The organism is Streptomyces kurssanovii (assembly GCF_040677245.1).
Taxonomy (GTDB): domain Bacteria; phylum Actinomycetota; class Actinomycetes; order Streptomycetales; family Streptomycetaceae; genus Streptomyces; species Streptomyces kurssanovii.
Genome location: NZ_JBFAQK010000022.1, coordinates 71,670 through 85,382 on the forward strand (window position 1 = coordinate 71,670; position 13,713 = coordinate 85,382).

The window sequence follows — 13,713 nt, forward strand, 5'->3', positions numbered from 1 at the left end:
GCGCGAATGCCCCGGCCGCACCGCCGCCGGCTTCCGCTGTCAGAAACCCGGCTGTCCGTCCGGCCACGGGAATTCGACACAGAACTGCCGGTCTCCCACCCACTGTGCGACCCAGTCCCCGAGGTCCATGGGGACGCACCAGTCGACGGGGTTCATCACGATGTCGTCCGGCAGCGGCGAGGGGAGCGGCACGCCGGGGTCCGTGCCGTCCGGCGGTGCGGGCTGCGGCGGTGACGGTTCGGCGGGCGGCTCCAGCGGCCCGGGCCCGGTGGGATCCGGCCCGACGGGACCGGGCTCGACAGGCACCGGCTCGGCAGGGACGGGTTCGACCGGGCCGGGGTCGGCGGGCACGGGCTCCGCGGGACCGGGCTTCGCAAACAACTTCGAGCGGAACACTTTCGAGGACTGCGGATTGTCTTCGCACTGCCACACCCCGTGCGGGCAGTAGTCTGTGATCGTCTGGTAGAGCGGCTTGTGACGGTCGATCCATTCGAGCATGCGGCGCATGTACTCGGGATTGTCGCCGTTCCGGAAAAGCCCCCACTCCGGATACGAGATCGCCTTGTTGTGCGCCGCGGCGAACTCGACCTGCTTCCGCAATCCGTACGGAGCATTCACCTGTTCGTCGAACGTCCCGCCCGGAGGCTGGTCGTACGAGTCCATTCCGATGATGTCGACCACGTCGTCACCGGGGTAGCACTCGGTCCAGGGAATGGCGTCCTGACCGCGATTCGGAGCGAAGTCGAATCGGAACTTCTGCCCGGGGACGGAACGCATGGCCGTGACGATGCGGTTCCAGTACGCCTTCCACGCCTCGGGGTCCGGCGCACAACGGTGTGTGTACGTCGTGCCGTTCATCTCCCAGCCGAGGACGATCACCGTGTCCGGGACACCCGACTCGACCAGCCGGGCCGCGAGGGTGCGGAAGTGCTTGTCGAAGCTGCCCTGTGCCCCGGCGGTCAGCAGCGCCTTGACCGCGAAGTCCGGCAGCCGCGCCTCGTTGCGCTCCAGCATCGGGACGTTGAGGACGAACATCCGGTCCTCGGCGCCGCGCCGCCAGTCGGCCCACGGACGCAGGAACTCCGGCCGGCCCTCGATGTTGGCCCAGCGGTCGCCCGGGAGGTACGTGTGAGCGACCTTCAACTCCCGCCCGCCGAGCCAACGGGACAGTTCGGCCATGCGCTCGACACCGGGCGGACCGTAGTGGAGATAGGCCCCCACGGCCACCGGTGGCTTCTCCGGAGAATCAGGACCGTCGTTCGCGCGGGGGGCCGCACCCGCGGTCGATATTCCGGAAACAGCGCTGGAGACGAGAAGACCGGCGGTGACCGTTCCGATGCCCGTGCGGATGAGACGGCGCCTCTGTGGCATGAATTCCTCCTCTGTGGGGCCCGTACCGGGATGCAACGACCGTAGGCAGAAAGTCGTACGAACGGGCTGCCCGAAGAGGAGTCGGTAGGCCATTAGCGAAGAGGCGCGCTCCAGTCAGGACCATCCAGGTGAAAGATATGACTCGAATGCCGATCATCGACACGGGAGTGCCCGCTCTCGTGCTCCGGCTCGACCGGAATCCCTTTCACCACGGCACCCTCGGAGCCGTCAGATCGCTGGGCCGCGCCGGTGTGGAGGTGCATGCCGTGGTCGAGTCGGCGCGCAGCCCGGTCGCCCGGTCCCGCTATCTGCACCGGGCCCATGTCCGACCTCCGGGCGAACTCCGCCCGGAGGACTTCGTCGACCTGCTGCTCGACGTGTCCGAACGGATCGGCCGGCCCGCCGTGCTCATCGCCATGGACGACCTCGGGGCCGTCAGCATCGCCGCCAACGCCCCCCGTCTCGTCCCGCGGTTCCTCTTCCCCGACCAGACCGCCGACGCCACGGCGGGGCTCGCCGACAAGGCCGAGCTGGTCCGGCTGTGCGAGCGGGCCGGGATCGCGCACCCGGAAACGGTCGTCCCGGGGAGCGCCGCCGAGGCCGCCGCCGCGGTGCGGCAGCTCGGGCTGCCACTGGTCGCCAAGTGGAGCAGGCCGTGGCTGCTGGACCCGCGGACGGGCCTGCGCAGCACGAGCCTTGTCACCTCGCCCGTCGCGGTGCGGCGGCTGTTCGAGCGCACCGGACAGGCCGGCAGCAGGCTGGTGCTCCAGCGGCTGCTGCCCGAAGGGCCGTCGTGCGACTGGTTCTTCCACGGCTACTTCTCCCGGCGGTCGGACCTGCTGCTCGGCGGCACCGGCCGCAAGGAGCTCTCCTGGCCGCCCGGGGCCGGGCTGACCGCGAAAGGCAGTTGGCAGCACAACGACGAGGTACGGGCGGCGGCGCTCGAACTGGTGGCGCACTCGGGCTACCGGGGGATCCTCGACCTCGACTTCCGGCGCGACCCGGCGGGCGGCGCCTACCGGCTCCTCGACGTCAACCCGCGGCCCGGCGCGCAGTTCCGGCTCTTCACCGACGAGGGCGGGCTCGACGTCGTGCGGTCCCTCTACCTGGACCTCACGGGCAGCCCGGTGCCGCGGACCGCCGACCGGCCGGGACGGGTCTTCGTGGCGGAGAACTACGCGCTGCTCTCCGCGGTCACCGGCGGCCGGCACCGGACCCGCGGACGCGCCGGCGCCGCGCACCGTGGGGTCGAGACCGCCTGGTTCGCCCGCGACGACCTGCTGCCGTTCCTCGCCATGGCGGGAGCCGGGCTGCGACGCGGCCTCGTCAAGGGCACGGACCGCCTGCGACCGCTGCCGCGGCAGTGGACATCGCCTTCCATCGCCGGACCAGAGGCCACACCAGAAGGAGCGGGAACCGGATCATGTACGACTTGGCAGTGATCGGCGCCGGCCCGTACGGGCTCTCCGTCGCGGCACACGCCGCCGCGGCGGGGATGAGCCTGCGGGTGTTCGGCAGAACCATGGCCTCCTGGCGGGACCACATGCCGGCAGGGATGTTCCTCAAGTCGGAGCCCTGGGCCTCCGACCTGTCGGACCCGGGCGCCAAGTACACCCTCGCCGACTACGCCGCCGTGCGCGGCTTCGAGGCGGCGCACGGCCGTCCGCTCCCGATCGCCGACTTCGCCGGGTACGGCATGTGGTTCGCCGAGCACGCGGCGCCGCCCGTCGAGGAACGGACCGTCACCCGGGTCGTCCCGTCGACCCGCTGCTTCCGGGTGGAGACGGCGGACGGCGACGGCATCGAGGCGCGGACGGTGGCGCTCGCCGTCGGCATCATGCCCTTCCGGCGCGTGCCCGAGCCGCTCGCGGCGCTGCCCCCGTCCCTCTGCTCGCACAGCAGCGGCCACCTCGACCCGAGCGGGTTCGGCGACCTCGACGTCACCGTCGTCGGAGCCGGCCAGGCGGCACTGGAGACGGCGACCCTGCTCGCCGAGCACGGGGCACGGCCGCAGCTCGTGGCCCGCACGGACCGGATCCGGTGGAACACCGTGCCCCTGCCGCAGCGGCGCGGACGGCTGAGCACCCTGCGCACCCCGCTCAGCGGTCTCGGCAGCGGCTGGACCACCTGGGCGTGGTCGCGGCTGCCCGGGGCGGTGGGCCGGCTGCCGACCGGCCCCCGGGAACGCCTGACGGCCGGCGCGCTCGGACCGGCGGGCGCCTGGTGGCTCCGCGACCGCTACGAACAGCGGGTGCCCGAACTGCTCGGCCACAGCCTTCGGCGGGCCTCGGTGCGGGACGACGGCCGGGTGCGGCTGGAGCTGAACACGCCCGGCGGCGGGACCCGTTCGCTCGACACCGGCCATGTCGTCGCGGCGACCGGCTTCGTACCGGACCTGGACCGGCTGGGCCTGCTCGACCCGGGTCTCCGGCAGGCGCTGCGCCGGGCGGGCACCGGGCGGGCGCCGGCGCTGACCCCTCGGTTCGAGTCAAGCTGCCCGGGGCTGTTCTTCGCCGGTCTGCTGACCGCTCCGACGTTCGGTCCCGCCATGCGGTTCGTGTACGGCACGGCGTTCACCGCCGACCGGCTCGTCGGCGGTGTGCGGCGCCGGCTGCGCCGATGACGTGCCGGACGGCGGGACCGGGGCGGTGCGCTCAGGCCGGGTGCCGGTCGTAGAGCCAGCCCCTGCGGGACTGCGGGGTGGCGGGCCTGGTGGCCGGTTCCTCCGCGACGGGTGGCGGAGGCGGGAAGAGACTCAGCCTCGTCCACTCCCCGTCCGGCCTGCCCGGCATGGTGCGGCCGGCGGCCGTCCACTCACGCGCCAGCTGGTCGTAAATAGGACTGCTGCCCGTCGGCGCGGCCGTCGGATCCGTTCTCGTCTGGACGCGCTGCCATCGAGCCGGCGCGGTAATCCTTGCCATATGACCGCAAACGCGCGGCCGGGGCCGAAGTCACTGCCGAGGCCGGGTGGTGGGGGACGGGTGGAACGGTCTTTCGAGCCGGTCGCCCACGGCAGTGAGATTCACCCGTACGACTCGGGGCGCGCCGCGTCCGATCACCCCTGCGGGAACCGAAGATACGCATCAACGCGCGCCGCGGAAAAGGGGATCGATGCGACACATGGCGACCGTGCTGGTGTTGCCGGCACTCCTCGCGGGCCTCACCGCATGCCAGAGCACCGGCGGCACCCGTGCGCAGCCGGCGCCCGGGGCGTCCGCCGGGGCGTCGCGGGCGGCCGCGACCGGCATCGGCGACACCGCCGACATCGGCGGCGCCCGGTTCGGCGAGCACCTGCGGGTCGTCCTGCGTGGCTTCGTCGACCCCGCCGTGGCGACGGGGACCTCACCGCGGCCCGCCACCGGACACCGCTGGGTCGGCGTGGAGCTCGGCCTCGCCAACGTCGGCGGCACGGCCCACGAGTCACCCCTCGGCAGGACGTGGGTCGTCGACGACCGCGGCAAGCGTCACCCGGCCGTCCCCTCCGGGGAGCTGACGACCGGCCTCCCGCTGAAGGTACGGACGCTGACCGTCGGTGAACACGCCGACGGATGGCTGGTCTTCGAGGTGCCGTTCGGCCGCCGCGCCGTGGGGCTCGACTGCACGGTCGGTGGCGAGCGGCACAGCTGGCGGCTGTGAGGCAACCGCGGGCGGCCTCGCTCGGCGTGGAGGAACGGCACTTCACCGTCCGGTTCCCCCGTCCAGGTGAACGAGGGCCGGAAGGCGGCGTGCCCGCCACTAGGGTGCCGAGCCATGACCACAGCGAACACCCCCCGATCCGCCGTGAACCGCAGCCGGCTGGGCACGCTCTCCCTGCTCGCATGGACCGGGGATCCCGCTCAGGGACATGACACGCCCTATCTGCTCACCTACTCCCTCGGCGACGGCAGCGACGGGCCGGCCGCGGGGGAGGAGGCCGCCCTCGCCATGATCGCGGAGCTCGGGCTGACCGTCGGCGACACGATGCACGACCACACGCACGACGGCTCGCACCCGATCCAGCTGCTGGTCGAAGGCGGCCAGGCCGTCGTCAACATGCCCTACCTGAAGGCGCAGTGCCCCGCGCCGCCCGAGTGGCTGGCCGCCGCGGACCGGCGCGGCCACGTCCACTTCATGATCGCGAGCCGCCCGTGGCCCGAGGGGACGCCGGGCGAGCCCGTCAGGGACGAGGCCTTCCAGTCCTTCCTCGGTGACGAGACCACCCTCACCAGCTCGGCGCACGTACTGCTGCCGGTGTCGCGGCTGCGCCGCTGACATGGAGCCTCGGCCAGGAGCCCGCGTCCAGGGGCTCCGGTCAGAGGCTCCGGGGTCAGGAAGCTTCGAAGGCGAAACGGAGCGACCGGACGCGGTTGTCGAAACTGGAGTCGACCAGGCACGGCGCGCCCACCGTCCGGAGGCCGCCGGTCCTGGTGAGCAGTTCACGGAACAGGGCCTTCATCTCCTGCCTGGCCAGGTGCGCGCCCAGGCAGTGGTGCGGGCCGCCACCGCCGTACCCCAGGTGCGGATTGGGGCTGCGCGTGATGTCGAAGGCGTCCGGATCGTCGAAGACGGCCTCGTCACGGTTGGCCGACGCGTAGAACAGCACCACCTTCTCGCCGGGACGGAAACCGTGGCCGCCGAGCTCGCACTCGGCGGCCACCGTGCGGCGGAACTGGATGATCGGGGTCGAGTGACGGACGATCTCCTCCACGGCGCCGTCCGCGTACCCGTCGAAGTCCGACTCCAACAGGGCCCGCTGGTCAGGGTGTTCGCTGAGCAGCGACAGCCCGTGCGCGATCGCGTTACGCGTCGTCTCCACGCCCGCGACCAGCAGCAGCGAGAAGAACGCGCCCAACTGCCGCGAGTTCAGCGCCTGGCCTCCCACGTCCGCGCACACCAGGGCGGAGATGAGATCCCCCCTGGGGCTGCGGCGCCGTTCACGGGCCAGGCCCGCCATCACCAGCTGCATATGGGCCAGGGCGCGCAGTCCGCGGCCGGGCATCCGGAGCCTGGACCGCAGGCCGCGCTGCACGCCCACGTTCTCGGAGGCCTGGTCGATTCGGGCCGCGATCTCGGCGCGGGCCCCGCACGGGACGCCCATCAGGTCACAGATCACCTCGAACGGCATGCGCGAGGCGACCGAGGGGACGAAGTCCTGCGGACGGCCGGCCAGCATCTCGCCGACGATGCGCCGTGCGACCTCCCGGACGTTGTCCTCGGTGGCGGCCAGCAGCCTCGGCGTGAACGAACGGGCCACGATCCGGCGCAGCGTGGCATGTTCCGCACCGTCCATGTTGACCATGGAGTTCCCGAAGACCGCCTTGGCCCAGGAGGCCGGCTCCGGAGTGGTGACACCCGGCGCGCTGGCGAAGTCACGCGGCCGCCGGCTCGCCTCGGCGACGTCGGCGTGCCGGACCAGCGCGTAGAAGCCGGGACGGTCCCCGAACCGCACGGGGGTGTCGCGTGCGCGGAGCTCGGCGAAGGCGGCGAGCCGGGCCGGACGCGGCAGCCGCCAGAACGACGGATCGGACAGATCGGCCTCGGGGGCGTGTGCGGCCGGCCGCGCAGCGGCCTGGCCGGGAATCTCCCTACCCACGGCAACCTCCAGGTGCTCGGGGCCACATGCTGGCCCATCGCGGCGTCAGCATGCGTCCCGACATTGCTGCGGACGGGCGGAATTTGCACGGGTTCGGCCGTCCGGATCGTTGTGGCAGGGCGACGGAGACTCCGTTCGGCACATGAGGGGACGTACACAGCGATGAAGTTGACCACCCGGGGAACTCTGGCGGCGGTACTGGCATGCGTGGGCTCGGCCGTGGCGGCGGCGCCCGCGGTCGCCGGGACGTCCGTGCCGGTCGTCCTGCCGCTCGAGAGCCTGGAGACGGCGGTACCGGTCGAGGCGCCCGACCTGCGCACCGGAGTGCCGGTCCCCGTGCCCGGCGCGCCCGAAGGGCCGCGGCACGTGACCGGGACCCTGCTGCCGCAGGACACGCTGCCTTCGGTGCCCGTCAGCAGCGAACTGCCCCGGACGCTGCTGGAGGTCCCGGTGGAGAACCCGCTCGGCGAGGGCGACCTCGGCGTCGCGGAGGTGGTGGGGCAGGAGTCGGACGTGAAGCTGGCGAGCCCCGGTGCGTCGCTCGGCGCGCCCGTGACCGCCCCCACCGGCGCGTTCGGACTGCCCGAGCCCACTCTGCCGCAGGCCGCGCTGGTCGCGCCCCTGCTCCAGGCCTCGCCGGCCGGCACCCTGCTGTTCCGCTAGCGGACACGGCCGCTCCCTCGGACGGGGGAGCAACCCTTTGACGGCGCCGTCGTTGTCCCCCACGAGGACCGCCGTCGACACGGCGGCGCGGTACGTCGCGGGGGACGGCGGTCATCGCGTGAGGACACCGACGGGAGGGGCGACGCCATGAGCACGGGCACCAGGGGCGCCACCCTCGGCGGAGCGGTGACGGGCGGCCGGTCTCCCGCCCGCCGGCTGGTACTGCGGGCCCTCTTCACGGTCGGGGCCCTCGCCGGCACGGCCGGGGCGCTGCTGCCGCTCCTCGCCAGGCGCGGCGGGGACGCCGGGGAGTCCGGCGGGAACAGGACGGCGACGTCACGGTCGCTGGAGCGGTTCGCCGAGACGTACCAGGGCCGGCACATCCAGGGCAGTGCCACGGTGATGGTCCCCGCCGGCGACGAGGACCGGCACGCGGACGGGGCAGCCGCCGACCGGGTCCGCTCCGGCCGGCCCGCCGGGGCCGCCCGGCAGGTACCGAGCGTGGAGGTCCGCATCGACGGCCGCCCGCTGCATGTCATGCGGCGGGCCGACGGCACGTACCTGAGCCTCGTCAACCACTACGAATCGTTCCCGACGCTACGGGACGTGGCCCGCGCGGCCGTCGACGAACTGGGCGACGCCCAGCTCTCCTTGACACCCATGACCGCCGTGCACAGCGCCTGAACAGGGAGGGTCGGCACCCCGTGTACACCCGCAAGAACCAGCGGAACCTGACCCGTTCGGAGAAGCGGCGGCTGGTCGGGGCGCTGCTGGGACTCAAGCGCTCCGGCCGGTACGACGAGTTCGTCAGGATGCACGGCGAGTACTACGTCTCCGACGCGGAGGACCGTCCGCGTGCCGCCCACATGACGCCGTCGTTCTTCCCCTGGCACCGCGGCTTCCTGCTGGAGTTCGAGCGGGCGCTGCAGAAGATCGACTCCAGTGTGTCCGTCCCGTACTGGGACTGGACGACGGACAACTCGCCCGCGTCGCCGCTGTGGGCCGACGATCTCATGGGCGGCACCGGACGCCGCGGCGACCGGCAGGTCATGACCGGACCCTTCGCCCACGTCAACGGAGACTGGCGGATCGACGCCCGGATCTCCGAGGGCGACTTCCTCACCCGCGACCTGGGCCGCCCGGGCAACCCGGTGTCCCTGCCGACGAAGGCCGAGGTGGCCCAGGCGCTGGACGATCCGCTCTACGACGCCGCGCCGTGGGACTCCACGGTGTCGCGTGGTTTCCGCAACCGGATGGAGGGCTGGAGCGCCGGCGGCTCCGACCGCTGGCGCCTGCACAACCGGGTCCACCGATGGGTCGGCGGCCTGATGATGAGCGCCACGTCTCCCGACGACCCGGTCTTCTGGCTCCACCACGCGTACATGGACCTGCTGTGGACGCGCTGGCAGAAGGCGCACCCGGGGTCCCGCTATCTGCCGGACAAGAGGCTCGAACGGTCCGATCCGCAGTACGGGCGGGTCTTCTCGGCCGACGAGCCGATGCCGCCGTGGGACATGAAGCCGTCGGCGCTGATGGACCACACACGCTTCTACCGGTACGCCTGAACGGACCCTCACACATGGCCCGGTCGCCGGGCACCCCCCTGATGTCCGGCGGGCACGACCGCCGTGTCCGGGCGGGCATGACTGCGGCCTCCCCCGGAGTGGTGAAGGGGAGGCCGCAGCGGTCGGTGTGGTCAGCCGCCGTAGGCGCCGTGGTCGCCACCGTCGACGTTCGCGCACACGTTGCCGAAGGTCGGGTTGAGCAGGGCGATGACGTTCACGGTGTTGCCGCAGACGTTGACCGGCACGTGCAGGGGCACCTGGACCGCGTTGCCGGACACGACGCCGGGGGAGCCGGCAGCGCCACCGTGCGCTCCGGCATCGGCGGCAGCCATGCCGGCGCCGCCGGCCAGGATGGCACCAGTGCCGGCGACTACGGCGGCTGCCTTCGCGATACGCGACATCAACTTCTCCTTGCGGGACGAGAGTGGGCCGCAGGATTGCGGCCAGCACGTTCCGTTCAACGCCGGAACCGACCGGGCGGTAACGGATCAAAATCAAACTTGTCGCTCGATCCGACCAGGCGTCCGGCCCAGCGCCCTGTCCGCAGCCGACCATCGATCGTTTGTTCGGTTTCAGGGGTACCGTGAGAGACATGGCAGCACATCTCCAGGGATCACTCTTCGACCAGACCGACGACATCCGTCTCGGTCCGCTCGGCGACATCCGGCGCACCGTGCTCGGGGACGGCGCCTGGATCGACGTCCTGCCCGGCTGGCTCTCCGGAGCGGACGCCCTGTTCGACGAGCTCGTCGGCACCGTGCCCTGGCGGGCGGAACGACGGCAGATGTACGAGCGGGTGGTCGACGTGCCGAGGCTGCTCGCCTACTACGGGGAGGACGACCCGCTTCCGCATCCCGTGCTGGACCAGGGACGGGACGCCCTGTCGCGGCACTACGCCGAGGAGCTCGGCGAGCCGTTCCGCACCGCCGGTCTCTGCTACTACCGGGACGGCCGGGACAGCGTCGCCTGGCACGGGGACACCATCGGTCGCGGCTCGCGCGAGGACACCATGGTCGCCATCCTCTCCGTCGGCGCGCCGCGCGAGCTGGCCCTCCGGCCCCGGCGGGGCGGCGGCGCGCAGGTGCGCAAGGCGCTCGGTCACGGCGACCTGATCGTGATGGGCGGCTCGTGCCAGCGGACCTGGGAGCACGCCGTCCTCAAGACGGCGCGCCCGGTCGGACCGCGCATCAGCGTCCAGTACCGGCCGCGGGGCGTGCGCTAGCGCGACGTCAGGGTGTGCGGCGTACGGCGCGGCCGGCGAGCACGCCGGTGCGGGCGCCGTCCTCGACCACGAACCGGCCGTCGATCAGCACGTGCGGGATGCCGACGGGCAGCGTGCGCGGCTCCTCGAAGGTCGAGCCCGCCGCCACCGTCCGCGGATCGAACAGCACCAGGTCGGCGCGGTACCCCTCGCGGACCAGACCCCGGTCGGGCAGCCGCAGCCGGGCGGCCGGGCGGGAGGTCAGATGGGCGACGGCCTCCTCCAGCGACAGGATGCCCAGCTCGCGCGCGTACCGGCCGAGGTACTGCGGGAACGTGCCGTAGGCCCGCGGATGCGGCTTGTCGCCCTGGAGGATGCCGTCGCTCCCGCCGGTGTGGACCCGGTGGCGCATGATCTGACGCACGTTCTCCTCGTGGCCGACGTGCTGGAGGATCGTCGAACCGAGCCGGTCCGCGATCAGCAGCCGCCGGGCGGTCGCCCAAGGGGCCTCGCCGCGCTCGTCGGCCGACTGCTGGATGGTCCGGCCGACGTGACCCGCCACGGCCGGATCGCTCACTCCGGAGATCTCGATGGTGTCCCACTCGATCGGGACGCCGTGGCAGCCGTCGGAGCCGACGACCTCCAGGTGGTGCCGGATCCTCTCGGCCGTCGCGTCGTCCCGCAGCCGCGCCAGGACCGCGTCGGGGCCGCCCTCGCCGGCCCAGCTCGGCAGCATCGCCACGAGCGTGGTGCAGCCGGGGGTGTACGGATAGGTGTCCAGGGAGATGTCCGCGCCGGCGTCCAGCGCGTCGTCGAGCAGCGCGAGCAGATCGGGCGCCTTGCCCTTGTTCACACCGAAGTTCATGGTGGCGTGCGCGAGATGCAGGGCACAGCCGGCCTCGCGGGTCAGGTTCACCATCTCCTCGTACGCCTGGAGGGCGCCGGCGCCGTAGGAGCGGTGATGCGGGCAGTAGTAGCCGTCGTACCCGGCCACCACGCGGCACAGCTCGGCCAGCTCCGAGTCGTTCGCGTACATTCCCGGCGTGTACGTCAGGCCGGACGACATGCCGACCGCGCCCTGTGCCATGCCCTCGGCCACCAGCTGCTTCATGCGCGTGAGCTCGGCGTCGGTGGCGGGGCGGTCCTCCCAGCCCATCGCGTACATCCGCACCGTGCCCTGCGGGATCAGGTACGCGGCGTTCACCGCGATGCCCTCACCGCCGAAGTTCCGGTCGAGGCGGTCCAGGTACTCGCCCACCGAACGCCAGTCGAAGTCGATGTCGGAACCGTCGCCGTTCCAGCCCGTGATGGCCTTGCGCACGGCGGCGAGGGTGTCGTCGTCGACGGGCGCGTACGACAGTCCGTCCTGCCCCAGCACCTCGAGGGTCACGCCCTGGGCGGCCTTCGCGGAATGGTCGGGGTCGCGCAGCAGCGCCAGATCGGAGTGCGCGTGCATGTCGATGAAGCCGGGGGCCAGGGCGAGACCGTCCGCGTCGAGGACGCGGGGGGCGGTGGGGCGGGGGCCGGTGCCTTCTCGCCGTATCTCGGCGATACGGCCGTCGCGGATGCCGACGTCGGCACGGAAGGAGGCACCGCCGGTGCCGTCGATGACGCGGGCGTCGCGGATGACGAGGTGCATGGGGGTGCCTTTCGGGGGGCGCGGCGGGGGTGCGGGTGGCGCCTGCGGCGGGCGTGTTCCCCTCCCCGCCCCTTCGCCGAAACCGGGCTCTGCCCGGACCCGGCACCGCGCTGCGCGCGGTGTTTCGGGGCTCCGCCCCCGGACCCCCGCGCCTCAAACGCCGGCGGGGCTGAAGTTGCCTCCGCCGCCGGCGAGGCTGGAGTTGCCCGGCTGGGCTGAAGCGCCGCGCAGCGGCATTTCCAGCCTGCCTGGGGGCACCTCCCACGGCCAGGCCGTAAGGGGAGTTCGAGGGCACCGCGCGAAGCGCGATACACCGCCCGCAGGGCGGTACGGGGTCCGGGGCCTGCACGCCACGCGGCGGAGCCGCACATCGGCACAGCGGGAAGGGGCGGGTGGGGGAACAGCCAGCCGCAGGTCAGAAGAACGTGCGGATGAAGTCCGTCACCGTGCCGTCCTCCTCCACCACGGGAATCAGCTGCCACTTGTCGAACGACGTGCACGGATGCGACAGCCCCATCCCCACCCAGTCGCCGACCTCCAGGTCCGCGTCCGGGGTGGTGGTGAGCCAGCCGTGCTGGTCGGAGAGGCCGGTGACGGTGATGCCGTCGGCGGGGCGGATGCCGCCGGTGCGGGCGTCGCGGACGGCCTGGGCCTTCGGGAGGTCGAGGTCGTACGCCGCGTCCCGCTTGCCCGCGTTGACGAAGGCCTGGTCGGGGGTGGGCCGTGAGACGACCTGGGCCCACAGGCGGAACGCGGGCTGGAGCGCGCCCTCCTCCGGGACCCGGTTGAAGGGGGTGAGGTGCCGGTAGTGGCCGTCGTCGTGCGAGACGTACGCGCCGGAGCGCAGCAGCTTCAGCACGGGGCGGGACAGTCCGGGGATCTCGGCGAAGACGTCGGCGACCGCGTCGAACCACGCGCTGCCGCCCGCGCTGATCACGATCTCGTCGGTGCCGGCGAAGCGGCCCGAGCCGTCGAAGTCCGCGGCGATCGCCACCAGCCGCCGCAGCCAGCCGCGTACCCGGTCGCCGTCGGCCTGCGGGACCTCGCCCTCGTATCCGGCCACGCCGACCAGGCGCAGCGTTCCGGTGGCCGCCACCGCGTCGGCGACCGCGGCGCAGTCCGCCTCCGTACGGGCTCCGGTGCGGGCGCCGTCTCCGGCGCCGAGTTCGACCACGACGTCGAGGGGGCGCGAGACGCCCCGCAGGGCCTCGTCCATGAGCTCGACGCCGCGGACGGAGTCGACGTAGCAGATGAGGCGGAAGTCCGGGTCGGTGTCGAGTTCGCCGGCGATCCAGCGCAGGGCGGCCGCGTCGACGACCTCGTTGGCGAGGAAGATCCGCCGGATCCCGTAGGCGCGGTAGACCCGGGCCTGGTGGGGGACGGCCGCGGTGATGCCCCAGGCGCCGCGCTCCAGTTGGCGTGCGAAGAGCTGCGGTGACATCGAGGTCTTGCCGTGCGGGGCGAAGGCCAGGCCGTGGCGCTCCGAGTACGTCTCGAGCAGGGCGAGGTTGTGCTCGACGGACTCGGCGGACAGCGCCAGGACGGGAGTGGTGAAGCCGCCGGTGAAGAGATTGCGGCGGGAAGCCGCCAGCTCACCGACGGTGAGGCCTTCCGCGTCGGGCGGGAGCGCCTTGAACCGGTGGTCGGCCGGTTCGTCGGCGAGCCGTGCGACGGCGTTGTCGGCAGCCATGGGAGCCCTCCT

The 13,713-nt window shown here is 72.7% G+C and carries 14 protein-coding genes; 8 read left to right on the plus strand and 6 right to left on the minus strand.

The genetic code is table 11. The features are described 5' to 3' along the window. Window positions 1-39: 39 nt before the first annotated feature. A complete protein-coding gene (locus tag AB0K36_RS17865; protein ID WP_364594889.1) occupies window positions 40-1,371 on the minus strand; it encodes a glycoside hydrolase family 26 protein in 1,332 nt (443 codons plus the stop codon). A 137-nt stretch (window positions 1,372-1,508) separates the two neighbouring features. Between AB0K36_RS17865 and AB0K36_RS17870 the strand changes: the two genes are divergently transcribed. Together AB0K36_RS17870 and AB0K36_RS17875 are read left to right on the plus strand one after the other, a co-directional pair. Next, window positions 1,509-2,813 (plus strand): carboxylate--amine ligase, encoded by a 1,305-nt coding sequence (locus AB0K36_RS17870; protein WP_364594892.1) that lies wholly within the window; start codon window positions 1,509-1,511, stop codon window positions 2,811-2,813. Beyond that, a complete protein-coding gene (locus tag AB0K36_RS17875; RefSeq protein ID WP_364594895.1) occupies window positions 2,795-3,994 on the plus strand; it encodes an NAD(P)-binding domain-containing protein in 1,200 nt (399 codons plus the stop codon). The genes AB0K36_RS17870 and AB0K36_RS17875 overlap by 19 nt, the downstream gene beginning before the upstream one ends. 31 nt (window positions 3,995-4,025) lie before the next feature. Here the strand turns inward: AB0K36_RS17875 and AB0K36_RS17880 are convergent, their stop codons facing one another. Then, window positions 4,026-4,292 carry a hypothetical protein gene (locus AB0K36_RS17880; RefSeq protein WP_364594898.1) on the minus strand — a complete coding sequence of 89 codons (267 nt, stop codon included), beginning with the start codon at window positions 4,290-4,292 and terminating at the stop codon, window positions 4,026-4,028. A 190-nt stretch (window positions 4,293-4,482) separates the two neighbouring features. Between AB0K36_RS17880 and AB0K36_RS17885 the strand changes: the two genes are divergently transcribed. Continuing rightward, window positions 4,483-5,007, plus strand: a complete 525-nt coding sequence (locus AB0K36_RS17885) for a DUF4352 domain-containing protein (RefSeq protein ID WP_364594901.1) — start codon at window positions 4,483-4,485, stop codon at window positions 5,005-5,007. Between the two features lie 114 nt (window positions 5,008-5,121). Further along, on the plus strand, window positions 5,122-5,622 hold the full coding sequence (locus AB0K36_RS17890; protein ID WP_364594904.1) for a DUF5949 family protein: 501 nt from the start codon (window positions 5,122-5,124) through the stop codon (window positions 5,620-5,622). Between the two features lie 55 nt (window positions 5,623-5,677). On the opposite strand, the gene AB0K36_RS17895 is transcribed toward AB0K36_RS17890, so the two are convergent. Beyond that, window positions 5,678-6,943, minus strand: a complete 1,266-nt coding sequence (locus AB0K36_RS17895) for a cytochrome P450 (RefSeq protein WP_364594907.1) — start codon at window positions 6,941-6,943, stop codon at window positions 5,678-5,680. Between the two features lie 162 nt (window positions 6,944-7,105). Between AB0K36_RS17895 and AB0K36_RS17900 the strand changes: the two genes are divergently transcribed. The 3 genes from AB0K36_RS17900 to AB0K36_RS17910 all read left to right on the plus strand — a co-directional run bounded on the left by AB0K36_RS17900 (window position 7,106) and on the right by AB0K36_RS17910 (window position 9,171). Continuing rightward, window positions 7,106-7,606 carry a hypothetical protein gene (locus AB0K36_RS17900; RefSeq protein WP_364594910.1) on the plus strand — a complete coding sequence of 167 codons (501 nt, stop codon included), beginning with the start codon at window positions 7,106-7,108 and terminating at the stop codon, window positions 7,604-7,606. A gap of 147 nt (window positions 7,607-7,753) precedes the next feature. Continuing rightward, complete coding sequence (locus AB0K36_RS17905) at window positions 7,754-8,290, plus strand: tyrosinase family oxidase copper chaperone (protein WP_364594913.1); 537 nt, start codon at window positions 7,754-7,756, stop codon at window positions 8,288-8,290. 20 nt (window positions 8,291-8,310) lie between these two features. Next, window positions 8,311-9,171 carry a tyrosinase family protein gene (locus AB0K36_RS17910; RefSeq protein WP_364594916.1) on the plus strand — a complete coding sequence of 287 codons (861 nt, stop codon included), beginning with the start codon at window positions 8,311-8,313 and terminating at the stop codon, window positions 9,169-9,171. A gap of 131 nt (window positions 9,172-9,302) precedes the next feature. Here AB0K36_RS17910 and AB0K36_RS17915 read toward each other — a convergent pair whose 3' ends face one another. Then, a complete protein-coding gene (locus tag AB0K36_RS17915; RefSeq protein WP_364594919.1) occupies window positions 9,303-9,572 on the minus strand; it encodes a chaplin in 270 nt (89 codons plus the stop codon). Window positions 9,573-9,763: 191 nt separating this feature from the next. Here AB0K36_RS17915 and AB0K36_RS17920 point away from each other — a divergent pair, with 191 nt between their 5' ends. Beyond that, window positions 9,764-10,393 carry an alpha-ketoglutarate-dependent dioxygenase AlkB gene (locus AB0K36_RS17920; protein ID WP_364594922.1) on the plus strand — a complete coding sequence of 210 codons (630 nt, stop codon included), beginning with the start codon at window positions 9,764-9,766 and terminating at the stop codon, window positions 10,391-10,393. 7 nt (window positions 10,394-10,400) lie between these two features. Here AB0K36_RS17920 and AB0K36_RS17925 read toward each other — a convergent pair whose 3' ends face one another. Beyond that, window positions 10,401-12,011: an N-acyl-D-amino-acid deacylase family protein gene (locus tag AB0K36_RS17925; RefSeq protein ID WP_364594925.1), complete on the minus strand. Its 1,611-nt coding sequence runs from the start codon at window positions 12,009-12,011 to the stop codon at window positions 10,401-10,403. Between the two features lie 415 nt (window positions 12,012-12,426). After that, window positions 12,427-13,701, minus strand: coding sequence for an amino acid deaminase (locus AB0K36_RS17930; RefSeq protein ID WP_364594928.1), 1,275 nt, complete (start codon window positions 13,699-13,701; stop codon window positions 12,427-12,429). Window positions 13,702-13,713 lie beyond the last annotated feature (12 nt).

Bases quoted from the DNA above. Each gene is read 5' to 3' on its own strand.
- AB0K36_RS17865 (WP_364594889.1), bottom strand. From the start codon at position 1,371: ATGCCACAGAGGCGCCGTCTCATCCGCACGGGCATCGGAACGGTCACC.
- AB0K36_RS17870 (WP_364594892.1), top strand. From the start codon at position 1,509: ATGACTCGAATGCCGATCATCGACACGGGAGTGCCCGCTCTCGTGCTC.
- AB0K36_RS17875 (WP_364594895.1), top strand. From the start codon at position 2,795: ATGTACGACTTGGCAGTGATCGGCGCCGGCCCGTACGGGCTCTCCGTC.
- AB0K36_RS17880 (WP_364594898.1), bottom strand. From the start codon at position 4,292: ATGGCAAGGATTACCGCGCCGGCTCGATGGCAGCGCGTCCAGACGAGA.
- AB0K36_RS17885 (WP_364594901.1), top strand. From the start codon at position 4,483: ATGCGACACATGGCGACCGTGCTGGTGTTGCCGGCACTCCTCGCGGGC.
- AB0K36_RS17890 (WP_364594904.1), top strand. From the start codon at position 5,122: ATGACCACAGCGAACACCCCCCGATCCGCCGTGAACCGCAGCCGGCTG.
- AB0K36_RS17900 (WP_364594910.1), top strand. From the start codon at position 7,106: ATGAAGTTGACCACCCGGGGAACTCTGGCGGCGGTACTGGCATGCGTG.
- AB0K36_RS17905 (WP_364594913.1), top strand. From the start codon at position 7,754: ATGAGCACGGGCACCAGGGGCGCCACCCTCGGCGGAGCGGTGACGGGC.
- AB0K36_RS17915 (WP_364594919.1), bottom strand. From the start codon at position 9,572: ATGTCGCGTATCGCGAAGGCAGCCGCCGTAGTCGCCGGCACTGGTGCC.
- AB0K36_RS17920 (WP_364594922.1), top strand. From the start codon at position 9,764: ATGGCAGCACATCTCCAGGGATCACTCTTCGACCAGACCGACGACATC.
- AB0K36_RS17925 (WP_364594925.1), bottom strand. From the start codon at position 12,011: ATGCACCTCGTCATCCGCGACGCCCGCGTCATCGACGGCACCGGCGGT.
- AB0K36_RS17930 (WP_364594928.1), bottom strand. From the start codon at position 13,701: ATGGCTGCCGACAACGCCGTCGCACGGCTCGCCGACGAACCGGCCGAC.